16 protein-coding genes are annotated in these 15,897 nt (G+C 71.9%); 8 read left to right on the plus strand and 8 right to left on the minus strand.

Going from position 1 to position 15,897, the window contains the following annotated elements; translation table 11 throughout:
* The first annotated feature begins 105 nt into the window (after positions 1–105).
* Genes gap through ASE20_RS05810 form a run of 5 tightly spaced genes read left to right on the plus strand, consistent with a single transcriptional unit; the run spans position 106 to position 3,811 of the window.
* The gene (gap, locus tag ASE20_RS05790) at positions 106–1,104 is read left to right on the plus strand and encodes a type I glyceraldehyde-3-phosphate dehydrogenase (RefSeq protein ID WP_056893559.1); all 999 of its coding nucleotides are present in this window, start codon (positions 106–108) and stop codon (positions 1,102–1,104) included.
* A gap of 20 nt (positions 1,105–1,124) precedes the next feature.
* Complete coding sequence (locus tag ASE20_RS05795) at positions 1,125–2,330, plus strand: phosphoglycerate kinase (protein WP_225869178.1); 1,206 nt, start codon at positions 1,125–1,127, stop codon at positions 2,328–2,330.
* Positions 2,330–3,127 carry a triose-phosphate isomerase gene (tpiA, locus tag ASE20_RS05800; protein WP_056893560.1) on the plus strand — a complete coding sequence of 266 codons (798 nt, stop codon included), beginning with the start codon at positions 2,330–2,332 and terminating at the stop codon, positions 3,125–3,127. The genes ASE20_RS05795 and tpiA overlap by 1 nt, the downstream gene beginning before the upstream one ends.
* 26 nt (positions 3,128–3,153) lie before the next feature.
* Positions 3,154–3,393, plus strand: a complete 240-nt coding sequence (gene secG / locus ASE20_RS05805) for a preprotein translocase subunit SecG (RefSeq protein WP_412778601.1) — start codon at positions 3,154–3,156, stop codon at positions 3,391–3,393.
* Between the two features lie 58 nt (positions 3,394–3,451).
* Entirely contained in the window at positions 3,452–3,811 is a 360-nt protein-coding gene (locus tag ASE20_RS05810; protein WP_082612178.1) for an RNA polymerase-binding protein RbpA, read from the plus strand.
* A gap of 6 nt (positions 3,812–3,817) precedes the next feature.
* Here ASE20_RS05810 and ASE20_RS24640 read toward each other — a convergent pair whose 3' ends face one another.
* The 5 genes from ASE20_RS24640 to tkt all read right to left on the minus strand — a co-directional run bounded on the left by ASE20_RS24640 (position 3,818) and on the right by tkt (position 11,366).
* Positions 3,818–5,539, minus strand: coding sequence for a class F sortase (locus ASE20_RS24640; RefSeq protein ID WP_056893562.1), 1,722 nt, complete (start codon positions 5,537–5,539; stop codon positions 3,818–3,820).
* A 133-nt stretch (positions 5,540–5,672) separates the two neighbouring features.
* The gene (pgl, locus tag ASE20_RS05820) at positions 5,673–6,425 is read right to left on the minus strand and encodes a 6-phosphogluconolactonase (protein WP_056893563.1); all 753 of its coding nucleotides are present in this window, start codon (positions 6,423–6,425) and stop codon (positions 5,673–5,675) included.
* Complete coding sequence (gene pgi, locus ASE20_RS05825) at positions 6,422–8,101, minus strand: glucose-6-phosphate isomerase (protein ID WP_056893564.1); 1,680 nt, start codon at positions 8,099–8,101, stop codon at positions 6,422–6,424. Before pgi ends, pgl begins: the two co-directional genes overlap by 4 nt.
* Positions 8,102–8,107: 6 nt before the next feature.
* Positions 8,108–9,214, minus strand: coding sequence for a transaldolase (tal, locus tag ASE20_RS05830; RefSeq protein ID WP_056893565.1), 1,107 nt, complete (start codon positions 9,212–9,214; stop codon positions 8,108–8,110).
* A 43-nt stretch (positions 9,215–9,257) separates the two neighbouring features.
* Complete coding sequence (gene tkt / locus ASE20_RS05835) at positions 9,258–11,366, minus strand: transketolase (RefSeq protein ID WP_056893566.1); 2,109 nt, start codon at positions 11,364–11,366, stop codon at positions 9,258–9,260.
* Positions 11,367–11,510: 144 nt separating this feature from the next.
* Here tkt and ASE20_RS05840 point away from each other — a divergent pair, with 144 nt between their 5' ends.
* Complete coding sequence (locus ASE20_RS05840) at positions 11,511–12,422, plus strand: heme o synthase (RefSeq protein WP_225869192.1); 912 nt, start codon at positions 11,511–11,513, stop codon at positions 12,420–12,422.
* A 29-nt stretch (positions 12,423–12,451) separates the two neighbouring features.
* Here the strand turns inward: ASE20_RS05840 and ASE20_RS05845 are convergent, their stop codons facing one another.
* Genes ASE20_RS05845 through ASE20_RS05855 form a run of 3 tightly spaced genes read right to left on the minus strand, consistent with a single transcriptional unit; the run spans position 12,452 to position 15,055 of the window.
* Positions 12,452–13,348 carry a COX15/CtaA family protein gene (locus ASE20_RS05845; RefSeq protein ID WP_056893568.1) on the minus strand — a complete coding sequence of 299 codons (897 nt, stop codon included), beginning with the start codon at positions 13,346–13,348 and terminating at the stop codon, positions 12,452–12,454.
* A 4-nt stretch (positions 13,349–13,352) separates the two neighbouring features.
* Positions 13,353–14,123, minus strand: coding sequence for an ABC transporter permease (locus ASE20_RS05850; RefSeq protein ID WP_056893569.1), 771 nt, complete (start codon positions 14,121–14,123; stop codon positions 13,353–13,355).
* On the minus strand, positions 14,120–15,055 hold the full coding sequence (locus tag ASE20_RS05855; protein WP_056893570.1) for an ABC transporter ATP-binding protein: 936 nt from the start codon (positions 15,053–15,055) through the stop codon (positions 14,120–14,122). The genes ASE20_RS05850 and ASE20_RS05855 overlap by 4 nt, the downstream gene beginning before the upstream one ends.
* A gap of 43 nt (positions 15,056–15,098) precedes the next feature.
* Here ASE20_RS05855 and ASE20_RS05860 point away from each other — a divergent pair, with 43 nt between their 5' ends.
* Positions 15,099–15,464: a hypothetical protein gene (locus ASE20_RS05860; RefSeq protein ID WP_056893571.1), complete on the plus strand. Its 366-nt coding sequence runs from the start codon at positions 15,099–15,101 to the stop codon at positions 15,462–15,464.
* Positions 15,457–15,855, plus strand: coding sequence for a hypothetical protein (locus ASE20_RS05865; protein WP_056893572.1), 399 nt, complete (start codon positions 15,457–15,459; stop codon positions 15,853–15,855). Before ASE20_RS05860 ends, ASE20_RS05865 begins: the two co-directional genes overlap by 8 nt.
* The last annotated feature ends 42 nt before the right edge of the window (positions 15,856–15,897 follow it).

The following is a 15,897-nucleotide window of genomic DNA, read 5'->3' on the forward strand; positions in this document are numbered from 1 at the left end:
GACGGCGGGCGGCGCCCGTCGGGGTACCACGGCTAGGGTCGTCACTGACGCATGATCTGCGTCACATCAGACGCACCCACAGCTGACAACAGAGGAGCAACCACGGTGACTGTCCGCGTAGGCATCAACGGATTCGGTCGGATCGGCCGCAACTTCTTCCGCGCAGTGCAGGCCAGCGGGGCGGACATCGAGATCGTCGGGGTCAACGACCTGACCGACAACGCGACGCTCGCTCACCTGCTGAAGTACGACTCCATCCTCGGCCCGCTGGGCACCGAGGTCACCTCCACCGACGACTCGATCATCGTCGGCGGCACCGAGATCAAGGCATTCGCCGAGCGCGACCCCGCCGCCCTGGGCTGGGGCGACCTGGGTGTCGACGTCGTCGTCGAGTCGACCGGCTTCTTCACCGACGCCACCAAGGCCCGTGCCCACGTCGACGGCGGTGGCGCCAAGAAGGTCATCATCTCCGCGCCCGCCTCCAACGAGGACATCACGATCGTGATGGGCGTCAACCACGAGCTCTACTCGCCCGACACGCACACCGTGATCTCGAACGCCTCGTGCACCACCAACTGCCTGGCTCCCATGGCGAAGGCGCTCAACGACGGTCTCGGCATCGTCAAGGGCCTGATGACGACGGTGCACGCCTACACCGCCGACCAGAACCTGCAGGACAACATCCACAAGGACCTGCGCCGTGCCCGCGCTGCCGCGATCAACATCGTGCCGACCTCGACCGGCGCCGCCAAGGCGATCGGCCTGGTGCTACCGGAGCTGAAGGGCAAGCTCGACGGCTACGCCCTGCGCGTGCCCACCCCGACCGGCTCGCTCACCGACCTGTCCTTCGAGGCCGGCCGGGAGACCTCGGTCGAGGAGGTCAACGAGATCGTGCGGGCGGCCGCCGACGGCCGCTACCTCGTCTACTCGACCGACCCGATCGTCTCCTCCGACATCGTGACCAACCCGGCGTCGTGCATCTTCGACGCGCCGCTGACCAAGGTCATCGGCAACCAGGTCAAGGTCGCCGGCTGGTACGACAACGAATGGGGCTACTCCAACCGTCTCGCCGACCTGATCACCCACGTCGGCGCGACTCTCTGAACCGCTACGCTCTGACGCTTGTGACCGACTACAACGGGCTTGGCCGAGATTTCCTGGACAGCGTCAGCGGCAAGCGCGTCCTCGTCCGCTCGGACCTCAACGTCCCGCTCGACGGAACGACGATCACCGACGACGGACGCATCCGTGCGAGCGTCCCGACGATCAAGGCGCTGGCCGAGGCCGGTGCGCGGGTGGTCGTGACGGCCCACCTCGGTCGCCCGAAGGGGGCGCCGGACCCGGCGTACTCGCTGGCGCCGGTCGCCGCCCGTCTGGCCGAGCTCCTCGGCGCGCCGGTCGCCTTCGCGACCGACACCGTCGGGGCCTCGGCGCAGGAGACGGTGGCGGCGCTGCAGGACGGACAGGTCGCCCTGCTCGAGAACGTCCGCTTCAACGCAGGCGAGACCAGCAAGGACGACGCCGAGCGGGGGGCCTTCGCCGACGAGCTCGCGGCCCTCGCCGACGCGTTCGTCTCCGACGGCTTCGGTGTGGTCCACCGCAAGCAGGCCAGCGTCTACGACGTCGCCCAGCGCCTCCCGCACGCCATGGGTGGGCTGGTCGCCACCGAGATCGACGTGCTCCGTCGCCTCACCGTCGAGCCCGAGCGGCCCTACGTCGTCGTGCTGGGCGGCTCGAAGGTCTCCGACAAGCTCGGCGTGATCGACAACCTGCTCGACAAGGCCGACAAGCTGCTCATCGGCGGCGGCATGGTGTTCACCTTCCTCAAGGCCGACGGCCTCGAGGTCGGCAAGAGCCTGCTCGAGGAGGACCAGCTCGACACGGTGCGGTCCTACCAGGCCCGCGCCAGGGAGCTCGGCGTCGAGATCGTGCTGCCGACCGACATCGTCGTGGCCGACAGCTTCGGTGACGAGGCCTCCGCCCGCGTCGTGGCGGCCACCGAGATCCCGGCCGACACCCTCGGCCTGGACATCGGCCCGGAGTCCGGCAAGGCCTTCGCCGCCGCTCTCGCCGACGCGCGCACCGTCTTCTGGAACGGGCCGATGGGCGTGTTCGAGCAGGCTGCGTTCGCCGAGGGCACCCGTGCCGTGGCCGCCGCGCTCACGGAGGTCGACGGCCTGTCGGTCGTCGGTGGCGGCGACTCGGCCGCCGCTGTGCGTACCCTCGGGTTCGACGAGGCCGCGTTCGGCCACATCTCGACCGGTGGGGGTGCCAGCCTCGAGTACCTCGAGGGCAAGGAGCTCCCCGGCATCACGGTTCTGGAGGACTGATGGTTTCGACCCGCACCCCGCTCATGGCGGGGAACTGGAAGATGAACCTCAACCACGCCGAGGCGGTGGTGCTGGTCCAGAAGCTCGCGTGGACGCTCTCGGACAAGCGCCACGACTACGGCAAGGTCGAGGTCGTCGTGGTCCCGCCGTTCACCGACATCCGCTCGGTGCAGACGCTGGTCGACGGTGACCGCCTCTCGATCCGGTACGGCGCGCAGGACGTCTCCCAGCACGCCGGTGGCGCCTACACGGGCGAGATCTCCGCGGCCATGCTGGCCAAGCTCGGCTGCTCGTACGTCGTGGTCGGCCACTCGGAGCGCCGCCAGTACCACGGCGAGACCGACGCGGTCGTCAACGCCAAGGCGAAGGCGGCACTGGGGGAGAAGATCACCCCCATCGTGTGCGTCGGCGAGGGCCTCGATGTCCGGCAGGCCGGCGAGCACGTGCCCTACACGATGGCGCAGGTCGAGGGCTCCCTCGCCGGCCTGAGCAAGAAGCAGGTCGCCGGCCTCGTCATCGCCTACGAGCCCGTCTGGGCCATCGGCACGGGCGAGGTCGCCACCCCGGACGACGCGCAGGAGGTCTGCGCGGCCATCCGGGGCCAGGTCCGTGAGTCCTACGGCGACGAGGCGGCCGACTCCGTCCGGATCCTCTACGGCGGCTCGGTGAAGGCTGCGAACGTCGCCGGCATCATGACGAAGGCCGACGTCGACGGCGCCCTGGTGGGCGGCGCGAGCCTCGAGGCCGACGAGTTCGGCGGCATCTGCCGGTTCTACGACATGCCGGTGCTGGGGTAGCGCCGGCCCTGACGTAGGATTCCCGCGTGTTGTCGACCCTCCTCACTGTCGTGCTCGTGATCGCGAGCCTGCTGCTGATCCTCCTCGTGCTGCTGCACAAGGGCCGCGGCGGCGGTCTCTCCGACATGTTCGGTGGCGGCGTCTCGAGCTCCCTCGGTGGCTCGTCGGTCGCCGAACGCAACCTCGACCGGTTCACGGTCGGCATCGGCGTCATCTGGTTCGCGTGCGTCATCGCGCTCGGCCTGCTGCTCGCCTACCAGAACTGACCGACTGCAACACCGGCCCGTGAGACACCGGGCCGATCGATGAGCTAGGAGAGATTCGTTGGCTGGTGGTGGGAACGCGATCCGCGGTAGTCGCGTCGGTGCAGGCCCGATGGGCGAGGCCGAGCGTGGCGAGGCTGCGCCCCGTCAGGCGGTGACCTACTTCTGCGCGAACAGCCACCGCTCGGTGATCACGTTCTCGATCGAGGCCACCGCGCCCGACTCCTGGGACTGCCCCAAGTGCGGCCTTCCCGCCGGCCTCGACTCGGAGAACGCCCCGCCCGCGCCGAAGATCGAGCCGTACAAGACGCACCTGGCCTACGTGAAGGAGCGTCGCTCCGACAAGGAGGCCGAGGTCATCCTCGACGAGGCCATCCAGCTGCTCCGCTCGCGCCGCAAGTCCGGCGAGATCATCTTCTGATCGAGCTCAGCTGATCGGCACCGCCTCCACCACGAGGTTGCGCCGGTAGTGGAAGCCGCCGCCGGGCAGGGTCACCCGCCCGACGCAGGTGATCAGCAGCAGCCGGCGATCGACTCCCTGCTGGAACAGGCTGCGCGGTAGCCGGCGCCGGTCGAAGGTACGCACGGTCCGCACCTGCCAGTGCCGGACGGTTCCTGAGCCGTCGCGCGTGGTCACCCGGTCCCCGGGGCGCGCGCGCCGCAGGCCGTGGAAGGCACCCGGCCTGCCGCGGTCGTCCGCGACGTGGCCGGCCAGCAGGGTGGTGCCCACCAGCGAGGCCAGCGGCACGCTGCCCCGCCATACGCCGGCACTGCCGCGTGGCCGGGGCGCACCCAGGGTCCGCCCGTGGAAGGACGTGCCGACCAGGCGGGCCCGCACCGCCCCTGGCACGACGACGCGGCCCGCCCCGGCGTCACCCGCGTCCGGCGCTCGACCGGCACGGCGCTTGCCGCCGGTGTCGACCTGAGGGTGTCGCGGCACGTGCGGCTGCCGGGGCGTGACCAGGCTGGTCTCCTCGACCAGCCCCGCGCGCGTCCACGGCGCGCCGAGACTGACCGACGACGGGAGGAGGCGCTCGCGGTAGGTGTAGCAGCCGCCGGACCGGAGGCGCGTGCGACCGACCTCGACCGTGGCGTCGCCCCGGGTCCGGAAGGTGCCGCGTCCGGCGAGCGGCGCACCAGCCCAGCGTGCGGCGCGGCACCGAAGGTCGGCGTCGGGGCGGACCGGGCCCAGCAGCTCCCACTCGCCCTCGTGCGCGACGCCGCGGCTGCCCGTGACACGGACACGGTCGACGAGGAGGGCACCGACGGTGGCGCGCTGCCGGTTGACCCGGGTGCTGATGCGGGGCGTGCTGAGCTCCGGCGTGGTGAGCGCCGTGACGAGGCTCCGTGTCCCTGCCGAGGCAGCCACCCGCTGGAAGCGCGCGCCGGAGCGGTAGCGCCGGAAGCGGTGCTCGGGGATCCCGCTGTAGCGGACGCGCACGGCCACGGCGCTGGCGCCGGTGCGCTGCCAGCCGAGGAACAGCGGATCGGTGCCGGTGCGCAGGGTGAGGGTGCTGCGGCCACCGTCGAAGGTGGCCCCGGTGAGGGTGACCCGCACCCTGATGCCGGGCACCCAACGACCCGCGGCGGACCGGATCCCGAGAGCGGCGAGGGTGCCCGTCAGGCCGTCGGTCGTGAGGACCGGTGGCGCGGCGCGGTAGCCCGTCGTGGGCGGGGCGTAACGGGCGGCTTCGTCGACCAGCCGGGTCGCGCGCCGGACGACGGCGGTGAAGAGCCGGGGCGACTCGCGACGCAGCTCCGCCATCCTCGCGGTCATCCGGTCGGGCTCGGCGTTCAGCCGCTCGAGGCGCCCGACGACCCACCACAGCGCGGTCGCGAGGACGCCGTCACGTCGGGCGGCGTCGAGGTGGACGGAGAGCAGGTAGCCGACCACCGGGTGACGCACCGTGGTGGGCGTGCCGGCACGGCGCGGCCACCGACGGGTGCCGGTGTCGAGGCAGATGCCGAACGGGCCGTCGGGCACGCGGGCGACGCCGAGCTCGTGGCCTGAACGGGTGGTGTAGCCGGAGAACCCGGGTGGCGACGGGTGGCCGGGCCCGAGGCGCTCCGCACGAGCGGGCAGGACGAGCGTGGTCAGGAGCAGCGCGGCCAGGAGGCCACAGGACAGGACGCGGACGAGGGATCTCATGCCGCCTGATCCTCCGGATCCGCCCGACACCAGGGCAGGCGTCAGCCCACCGGTTGTGGACGGCACCCCGTTGCTGCCCTGCCTGTGGAGGACAACGGGACGCACCGGCAGCCAGCGGGGCTGCCGGGACGCGTCAGAGCGCGGAGGCCGCCTCGCTGTCGAGGAACCAGATGGTCTCGGTGGTGCCGCGGACACCTCGCGCCGGCGTCTCCCGGAGAGCTGCTGCCTCGGCGTCGTCGGCGAGCTCGGCGAGCCCGCGTCGAACGGCGTCGGCCTTGGCGGCCCCGCTCACCAGGAACCACACCGACTGCGCCCGGTTCAGGGCCTCGAAGGTCAGGCTGACCCGGTCCGGCGGCGGCTTGGGGGAGTCGTGGACGGCGACCGCGATCGCGTCGACCGCGTCCAGGCCTGCATGGCCGGGGAACAGCGAGGCGATGTGCCCGTCGGGGCCCACCCCGAGCATCAGCACGTCGAAGTCGCCCGTGCCGGTCGCGCGGATCGTCGCGGCGTACGCCTCGGCCGCATCCTCGGCGCTCGCCACCTCGTCGGAGGCGGGGACGGCGTGCACGCGGTGCGCGCCGACCTCGTCGAGGAAGGCCGCCCGCGCCTGGCCGACGTTGCGGTCCGGGGAGGACGCCGGCACGAAGCGCTCGTCGCCGAAGTAGAACCGCACCGCCCCCCAGTCGACGCCGGACGCGTCGGCGAGCCGGGCGATCTCGCGGTGGATCGCCTCCGCGATCGAGCCTCCGGTCAGCCCCACGTCGGGGACCAGTCCGGCGGCCTGCGCGTCCGCGATCCGGTTGAGCAGCTCGCCGGCGACGGCCGTGGCGAGGGTGGCGGCGTCGGCGTGGACCTCGACGAGGGGAGCAGGGCGGTCGGAGGTCATCGTGCGCGGTGCTCCCGGTAGTAGCCGATCAGGGAACGGGTGGAGGCGTCCTGGCCGGCCAGGACCTCCTCGTCACCGTCGATCGCGGGTGCGATCTGCAGGGCGAGCTGCTTGCCGAGCTCGACGCCCCACTGGTCGAAGCTGTCGATGCCCCACACGACGCCCTGGGTGAAGGTGATGTGCTCGTAGAGCGCGATCAGCTGGCCCAGGACCGCCGGCGTGAGCGCCGGCGCCATGATCGAGGTGGTCGGCCGGTTGCCGGCGAACACCCGCGCGGGGACGATCGACTCCGCCGTGCCCTCGGCGCGGACCTCGTCGGCGGTCTTGCCGAACGCGAGCGCCTTGGTCTGGGCGAAGAAGTTCGCGAGCAGCAGCTCGTGGACGTCGGTGGTGCCGTCCTCGAGCGGGTACGCCGGCGTCGCGAACGCCAGGAAGTCCGCGGGGATGAGCTGCGTTCCCTGGTGGATGAGCTGGTAGAACGCGTGCTGGCCGTTGGTGCCGGGCTCGCCCCAGAACACCTCGCCGGTGTCGGTGGTGACCGGTGTGCCGTCCCAACGCACGCTCTTGCCGTTGGACTCCATCGTGAGCTGCTGGAGGTACGCCGGGAACCGGTGCAGCAGCTGGGCGTAGGGGAGCACCGCGTGGGTCCGGGCGTCGAGGAAGTTGACGTACCAGACGTTCAGCAGGCCCATCAGCGCCGGCACGTTGCTCGCCAGCGGCGTGTGCTGGAAGTGCTCGTCGATGGCGTGGAAGCCGCCGAGGAACTCCTCGAAGCGCTCCGGGCCGATCGCCACGACCAGCGAGGTGCCGATCGCGGAGTCGATGGAGTAGCGCCCGCCGACCCAGTCCCAGAAGCCGAAGGCGTTGGCCGGGTCGATGCCGAAGGCCGCGACCTTGTCGAGCGCGGTGGAGACGGCGACGAAGTGCTGGGCCACGGCCTCCGCCCCGGCCTCGTCGGACGCGCCGACGGCACCGCTCGCGCGCAGTGCGTCCAGCAGCCAGCTCCGGCACAGTCGGGCGTTGGTCAGCGTCTCGAGGGTGCCGAAGGTCTTGCTCGAGACGACGAACAGCGTCGACGCCGGGTCGAGGTCGGCCAGGGTGCGCGCCGCGTCGGTCGGGTCGATGTTGCTGATGAACCGGCACGACAGGCCGTCCTGGACGTACGGCGCCAGGGCCTCGTAGGCCATCACCGGCCCGAGGTCGGAGCCCCCGATGCCGATGTTGACGACCGTGCGGATCCGTTCGCCGGTGACGCCGGTCCAGGCGCCCGAGCGGACGTCGTCGGCGAAGGCGTAGACCCGGCGGAGCACGTCGCGCACGTCGTCGACGACGTCGTGGCCGTCGACCTCGATGTCGACACCGGCGGGCCGGCGCAGCGCGGTGTGCAGCACGGCGCGGTCCTCGGTGACGTTGATGTGGTCGCCCCGGAACATGGCGTCGCGTCGGTCCTCGAGCCCGACCTCGCGGGCCAGCTCGAGGAGCGCCCCCAGGATGTCGTCGTCGAGCAGGTTCTTCGACAGGTCGACGTGGAGGTCACCGGCGGTGTGGCTGAACCGCTCGACCCGGGTGGGGTCGTCGGCGAACCAGCGCCGCAGGTCGGGGGCGAAGCCGTCGGACAGCTTGGCCAGCGTGGACCAGGCAGCCGTGGAGCGGGGATCGACAGGAGCCGCGCCCACTGGTCGTCAGCCCTTGGCCTTGGCCATCTGCGTCTGGACGGTCTCGATGAGCTCAGTCCACGAGACCTTGAACTTGTCGACGCCCTCGGTCTCGAGGACGACGAACACGTCGTCGAGGTCGATGCCGGCCGCGGCGAGCTGGTCGAAGACGGCCTGCGCCTCGGCGGCCTTGCCGGTGACCTGGTCACCGGTGACCTCGCCGTGGTCGGCGAACGCCTGCATCGTCTTCTCGGGCATCGTGTTGACGGTGTCGGCGACGACCAGGTCGGAGACGTAGAGCGTGTCGGGGTACGCCGGGTTCTTGACGCCCGTCGACGCCCACAGCGCGCGCTGCGCGTTCGCGCCGGCGGCGGCGAGGGCCTGCCAGCGGTCGGAGGCGACGACCTCCTCGAAGGCGGCGTAGGCGAGGCGGGCGTTGGCCACGGCGGCCTTGCCGCGCAGCGCGAGCGCCTCGTCGGTTCCGATCTTGTCCAGGCGCGCGTCGATCTCGCTGTCCACGCGGGACACGAAGAACGAGGCCACCGAGCGGATCGTCGACAGGTCGATGCCGGCGGCCCGTGCCTGCTCGAGGCCGGTGAGGTAGGCGTCCATCACCGCGCGGTAGCGCTCGACGGAGAAGATCAGCGTGACGTTGACGCTGATGCCGGCGGCGATGACCTCGGTGATGGCCGGGAGGCCCTCGAGGGTCGCGGGGATCTTGATCAGCGCGTTGGGGCGGTCGACCGCGGCCCAGAGCGCCTTGGCCGAGGCGACCGTCGCGGCCGTGTCGTTGGCGAGGGTGGGCTCGACCTCGATCGAGACCCGGCCGTCGTCCTTGGTCGACGCGGCGACCGGCGCGAGGATGTCGCAGGCGTTGCGCACGTCCTCGGTCGTGAGCGCGAAGATGACGCCGTCGGCGTCGGCCCCGTCGGCCACGAGGGCGCGGACCTGCTCGTCGTAGCGCTCGCCGTTGGAGATGGCGCCGGCGAAGATCGTCGGGTTGGTCGTCACGCCGACGACGGACGAGCTCGTCACGAGCTCGGCGAGGTTGCCGGTCTCGATGCGCTCGCGGGACAGGTCGTCGAGCCAGATGGAGACCCCTGCGTCAGCCAGGGCCTTGAGTCGGTCGGTCATGAGTCCTCCTTGTGAGAGATGCGTGGTGCCGCGGGGGAGCCGGTCAGGCGCCCGCAGCGGCGATGCTGTCCTTGGCGGCCGCCGCCACGGCCTCCGGGGTGAATCCGAACTCGCGGAACAGGGTGCCGGCGTCGGCGCTCGCTCCGTAGTGGTCGATGCTGACGATCCGGCCGGCGTCTCCGACGTACTCGCGCCAGCCGGTCTTCGTCCCGGCCTCGACCGAGACGCGGGCCTTGACGATCGGCGGGATCACCGAGTCGCGGTAGGCCTGGGTCTGGGCCTCGAACCACTCGAGGCAGGGCAGGGACACGACGCGCGCCCGGATGCCCTCGGTCGCGAGCTGCTCGCGGGCGGCGACGGCCAGCTGCACCTCGGAGCCGGTGCCCATCAGCACGACGTCGGGCTCGCCGCCCTCGGCGTCGATGAGGACGTAGCCGCCCTTGGCCACGTCGTCGGTCGTGGCGAAGCCCTCCGTGCCGCGGGGGAACGTCGGGACGTTCTGGCGGCTGAGGATCAGGCCGGCGGGACGGTCGTTGTTACGCAGCACCTGCAGCCACGCGGCCGCCGTCTCGTTGGCGTCGGCGGGCCGGATGATGTCGAGGCCCGGGATGCCGCGCAGCGCCCAGAGGTGCTCGATCGGCTGGTGGGTCGGGCCGTCCTCGCCGAGGCCGACCGAGTCGTGGGTCCAGACGTAGGTGACCGGAACCTTCATCAGGGCCGCGACGCGGACCGCGCCGCGCATGTAGTCGGAGAAGGTGAGGAAGGTGCCGCCGAAGACGCGGGTGCCGCCGTGGACGGCGATGCCGTTCATGATCGCGCCCATGCCGTGCTCGCGGATGCCGAAGTGGAGGACGCGGCCCTGGTAGGGGTCGCCCTGCCACTCCTCGACGGAGCGGTCGAACGGCAGGAAGGACTTGGCGTCCTTGATGGTCGTGTTGTTGGAGCCCGCGAGGTCGGCCGAGCCGCCCCACAGCTCCGGCATGACCGGGGCGAGGGCGTTGATGACCTTGCCGGACGCGGCGCGGGTCGCGACGCCCTTGGCGTCGGCCTCGAAGACCGGCAGCGCGGCCTCGACGCCGTCGGGCAGGCGACGGTCCTTGAGCCGGTGCAGGATCGCGGCGCCCTCGGGGTGGGCGGCGGACCAGGCCTGGAACTGCTCGTTCCACTCGGCGGCCCAGGCCTTGCCACGCTCGACGAGACCGCGGGTGTGCGCGATGACGTCCTCGGGGACCTCGAAGGACTTGTCCGGGTCGAACCCGAGCACGCGCTTGGTCGCGGCCACCTCGTCGGCACCCAGGGCGGAGCCGTGGGCGGCCTCGGTGTTCTGCGCGCTCGGGGCGGGCCAGGCGATGACGGTCTTCAGGACGATCAGCGACGGCTTGTCGGCGATCTCGTCGGCGGCCTTGATCGCCGCGTGGAGGGCCGGGACGTCCTCCTCGTAGTTCGCGAGGTCGGAGTGGTCGTTGCCGGTCCAGTCGACGGTCTGGACGTGCCAGCCGTAGGCCTCGTAGCGCTTCGCGACGTCCTCGTTGAACGCGATGTGGGTGTCGCCCTCGATCGAGATGCGGTTGGCGTCGTAGATCACCGTGAGGTTGCCGAGCTCCTGCGTGCCGGCGATGGAGGACGCCTCGCCGCTCACGCCCTCCTCGAGGTCGCCGTCGGAGGCGATGACGTAGACGTGGTGGTCGAAGATCGACGGGCCGCCGTCGGCAGCCGGGTCGATCAGGCCGCGCTCGCGGCGGGCGGCCATCGCCATGCCGACCGCGTTGGCGACGCCCTGGCCGAGCGGGCCGGTGGTGACCTCGACGCCGGCGGTGTGGCCGTACTCCGGGTGGCCGGGGGTCTTGGAGTCCCAGGTGCGCAGGCTCTCGAGGTCGCTGAGCTCGAGGCCGAAACCGCCCAGGTAGAGCTGCGTGTAGAGCGTGATCGAGCTGTGGCCGCAGCTCAGCACGAAGCGGTCGCGGGCGGTCCACGCCGGGTCGGCGGGGTCGTGGCGCATCACCTTCTGGAACAGCAGGTACGCGGCGGGTGCGAGGCTCATCGCCGTGCCGGGGTGGCCGTTCCCGACCTTCTGCACGGCATCCATGGCCAGCACCCGTGCGGTGTCGACGGCCTTGCGGTCGAGGTCGGTCCAGTCCAGCTCCGGGATCATGCTCCGAGCCTACCGAGCGCGGTGGCGCAGCCGACACCGGCTGGGTGCGGCGGACACGGGTGGGTCGGGCTACACTCGGACCGCTCTCGAACCCTGCCCATGAGGACTTCCGTGACCTACGTCGACCCCACCAGCCCCGAGCTGATGGCCGAGGACGCCGGGACCCCGAAGACCTTCCGGGACGTCGTCATGGCGTACGTCGGGCTGACCAAGCCCCGGGTGATCGAGCTCCTGCTGCTGACGACGGTGCCGGTCATGTTCTTCGCCGCCCGGGGCGTCCCCGCGCTCGGCCTGGTCGTCGCCACCGTCATCGGCGGCACGTTCTCGGCCGGGTCCGCTTCGGTCTTCAACTGCGTCTACGACCGCGACATCGACGAGCAGATGCGTCGTACCCGGCGCCGGGCGCTGCCGCGCCACATCGTGACCCCGGCCGCGGCCCTCGTGTTCGGCACCGTCCTGGGCGTGCTGTCGACGGTGGTCCTCGCCGTGTGGGTCAACCCGCTCTCGGCGGTGCTCTCGGTCAGCGCCAACGCCTTCTACGTGTTCGTCTACACGATGCTGCTCAAGCGCCGGACGACCCAGAACATCGTCTGGGGCGGCATTGCCGGCTGCTTCCCGGCCCTGATCGGCTGGACCGCCGTGACCGGCGAGCTGTCCTGGGTGCCGATCGTGCTGTTCATGGTGGTCTTCTTCTGGACGCCCCCGCACACCTGGGCGCTGGCGCTGCGTTACCGCGAGGACTACGCGCAGGTCGACGTCCCGATGCTGCCGGTCGTGAGGTCCGCGCGCCAGGTCGCGTTCCAGATCGTCGTCTACAGCTGGGTGATGGTCGCGACCTCGCTGGTGCTGTGGCCGGTGGCGGACACGGGCCTCGTCTACCCCATCGTGGCTGTCGTGCTCGGTGCGGTGTTCCTGGTGCAGGCGCACGGCCTGCACCGCCGGGCGAAGACGTCCGACGAGCTGAGCGTGCTCCAGCCGATGCGGCTGTTCCACTCGTCGAACCTGTACCTGTCGCTGCTGTTCGTCGCCGTCGCGATCGACCCGCTGCTGCACTGATCGGACGCTGACCGGTGGGTCAGCGGGAGTCAGCGACGCGCGCGCGTGGTGAGCAGGACCCGCGTCATGCCGGCGGCGGTCAGGCCGGCGCCGAGCATGTGGATGCCGACCAGGATCTCGGGCAGGTCCGTCAGGTACTGCCAGAAGCCGATCGTGCCCTGGGCCAGCTCGACGACCAGGAGCAGGCAGGCGGCGCGGTGGAGGGCCAGCAGGCCCAGCCGGCGGGCGCGCCAGACGACCAGCAGGGTGAGGGCGACGAGCAGGTAGACCGACGCCGCGTGCACGTGCGACATGACCTGCGGGTCGAGGTCGTTGCGGGGCGCCTCGTCGTCACCGGCATGGGGGCCGGAGCCGGTGACCACGGTGCCGAGGTAGAGGACGACCCAGCCGGCTGCGAAGAGGACAGCGACGAGGCGCCGGACGCCCAGCGGTGCGGAGGCGCGGGTCGGGCCGTTGAGGTGGTCGACCAGGCCGACGCAGACGCCGACGATCGCCATCGAGACGAGCAGGTGGAGGGCGACGATCCACGGGTTGAGGTCGGTGAGCACGGTGACGCCGCCGATCACGGCCTGGGCGGGGATGCCCAGGGCGATGATCGTCGAGAGGCGTACGGCGAGCGGGTGCTGCGCCGCGCGGTCGCGGGCCGCGACCCAGCAGGCGATGGCGATCGCCACCAGGACGTAGGTCAGCAGGCGGTTGCCGAACTCGATGACCCCGTGCAGGCCGAGCTCGGAGTGGTAGGTCCACTTCGCGTCGGTGCACTTGGGCCAGGTCGGGCAGCCCAGGCCGGAGCCGGTGAGCCGTACGGCGCCGCCGGTGACGACGATCAGGATGTTCGCCACGAGGTTCGCCCAGGCGAGCGGGACGAGGCGGGCACCGAGCGCGTGCTGGAGGCTCTCGAGGCGCGTGGGGGTCGAGGTGGTCACGGGGTCACTCCCACTTGAAGGTCCGGGCGGTCAGGACGGAGCCGAGAGCGGCCCAGGCGAGCAGGACGACGAGGTCGCGGCCCGCGATGGCACCGTCGCAGGCGGCCCGCATCGCCTCGCCGAGTGCGCCGGAGGGCAGCCAGCGCACGACGTCGCCGAGGCCGCCGTAGGCGCTGGCGGGCAGGATCACGGCGCCGCCGGCGAGGAGGAGCAGGTAGACGAGGTTCGCTGCGGCGAGGGTCGCCTCGGCGCGGAGCGTGCCGGCCAGCAGCATGCCGAGCGCGGCGAAGGCCGCGGTGCCGAGGAGTGCTGCCACGACGGCGCACAGCACGCCGGCGACGCCCGAGGGGCCGTCCCAGCCGAGCGCGAGGCCGACGCCGCCGATCACGGCGAACTGGATGACCTCGACCAGCAGCAGCGCGGCGACCTTGCCGCCGAGCAGCGTGGTGCGGGACAGGGGAGCGGTCCCGAGACGCTTGAGGACGCCGTACCGGCGCTCGAAGCCGGTGGCGATCGCCAGGGAGGTGAAGGCCGTCGACATGACGGCGAGGGCCAGTACGCCGGGCGTCAGGACGTCGATCGGCCGGCCGTCGAGGTCGAGGCCGACCCGGTCCGCGCCGCGCACGGCGCCGATGAGCACGATCACCGGGATCACGACGGCGATGAGGAGCTGCTCGCCGTTGCGGAGCAGCAGCCGGGCCTCCATGCCGGCCTGGGTGACCAGCTGGCGCAGGACGGGCGCGCCGCCCGGGGCGGGGGCGAAGGTGCCGCTCACGAGAAGTCCTCCCGGCCGGTGAGCTCGAGGAAGACGTCCTCGAGGTTGCGCTGGCCCAGGGAGAGCGACTCGGGCAGCACGTCGTGGTCGGCGCACCAGGCGGCCACCTTGGCGAGCGTGGACCCGTCGGCCGGGCCGGAGACCTGCAGGCTCAGCGGGTCCAGGACGGTCAGCTCGGTGTTCTCGCCGAGCGCTGCCGCCAGCGCCTCCGGGGAGCCGGGCGGGAACGGCTGGGTGACGACGAGCCGGATCGTGGCGACCGTGCCGCCGCGGGTGAGCTCGAGCGGCGTGCCGCTGGCCACCAGCCGGCCCTTGTCCATGATGTGCACCTTGTCGGCGAGGCGCTCGGCCTCCTCCAGGTAGTGCGTGGTCAGCACGACGGTCACGCCGTCGGCGCGCAGCTCCTCCAGCAGCTCCCAGACGCCGCGGCGGATCTGCGGGTCGAGACCGGCGGTCGGCTCGTCGACGAAGACGAGCTCCGGGCGCCCGACGAGGGCGAGCGCGAGTCCGAGGCGCTGCTGCTGGCCCCCCGACAGGCGCCGGTACGGCGTCCGGCCGCACTCGTGCAGCGCGAGGCGCTCCATCAGCAGGTCGACCGGCAGCGGGTGGGCGTGGAGACGGGCGAAGTGGCGCAGCATCTCGTCGGCGCGCGCACCGCTCCACGCACCGCCGGACTGCAGCATGACGCCGATGCGCGGCAGCAGCGCGGAGCGCTCGCGGACCGGGTCGAGCCCGAGCACCCGGACCGTGCCGGCCTGCGCACGGCGGTAGCCCTCGCAGGTCTCGAGCGTGGTGGTCTTGCCGGCGCCGTTGGGACCCAGCACCGCCGTGATGGTGTGCGACTCGACCTCGAAGGAGAGGCCGTCGACCGCGGTCCGTTCGTCGTACCGCATCACCAGGCCGTCGACGAGCACAGCAGGACCATCGGGCACCCGGCGAGTGTAGGACCCGGCCCGGCGCTCTACGCTGGCGGCCGTGACTGGTTGGTCCTACGGCGTGATCCTCGCCATGGCAGGCGTGGTCGCCGTCCTCCTGGTCGTGGACCTGGTCCGCGACCGATCGGCCCAGGACTCGCACTACATCGGCCTCGCCGTCCTGCAGGTCGGCGTGCTCGCCCAGCTCGTCGGGGGATCGGTCGCGCTGGCACGCACCGACCGCGACGTCGAGGGCGCGGTCTTCGTGAGCTACCTGGTCACGGTCGCGCTGCTGCCCGTTGTCGGCGCGTTCTTCTCGCTCGCCGAGCGCTCCCGGGTCGGTACGACGATCCTGCTCCTCGCCGTCGCGACGGTCGCCGGCCTCGAGCTGCGCCTGTGGGACATCTGGGGAGGCACCCGTGGCTGAGGAGCTCTCGACCGGCTGGGGCCGCGCGCTGGTCTTCGTCTACGGCGTGTTCGCCGTCGCCGCGACCGGGCGCTCCACCGTGCAGCTCGGCGAGGACGCCGGCAAGCTGCCGTACTGGCTCTCGCTCGTGGCGGCGGTGCTCTACCTGCTGGCCACCACCTGCCTGCTCGTCGGCGGCCGGGTCGGCTGGACCGTCGCGCGCGCGGCTGTCTCGATCGAGCTGGTGGGCGTGCTCGGGGTGGGCGTCTGGAGCTACCTCGACACCGGGCTCTTCCACGACAAGACGGTCTGGTCGCACTTCGGCCAGGGCTACGGCTTCCTGCCGCTGGTGCTGCCGTTCGCGGGCCTGGCGTGGCTGCGCCACACCCGCCCCCCCAGCGGCGCCGTGTGACCCGCGCCACGTCGCCGTAGCCACTTAGGCTCGCCTTGCTTG

This window comes from Nocardioides sp. Root240, assembly GCF_001428825.1.
In the GTDB taxonomy this organism is placed as follows: Bacteria; Actinomycetota; Actinomycetes; order Propionibacteriales; family Nocardioidaceae; genus Nocardioides.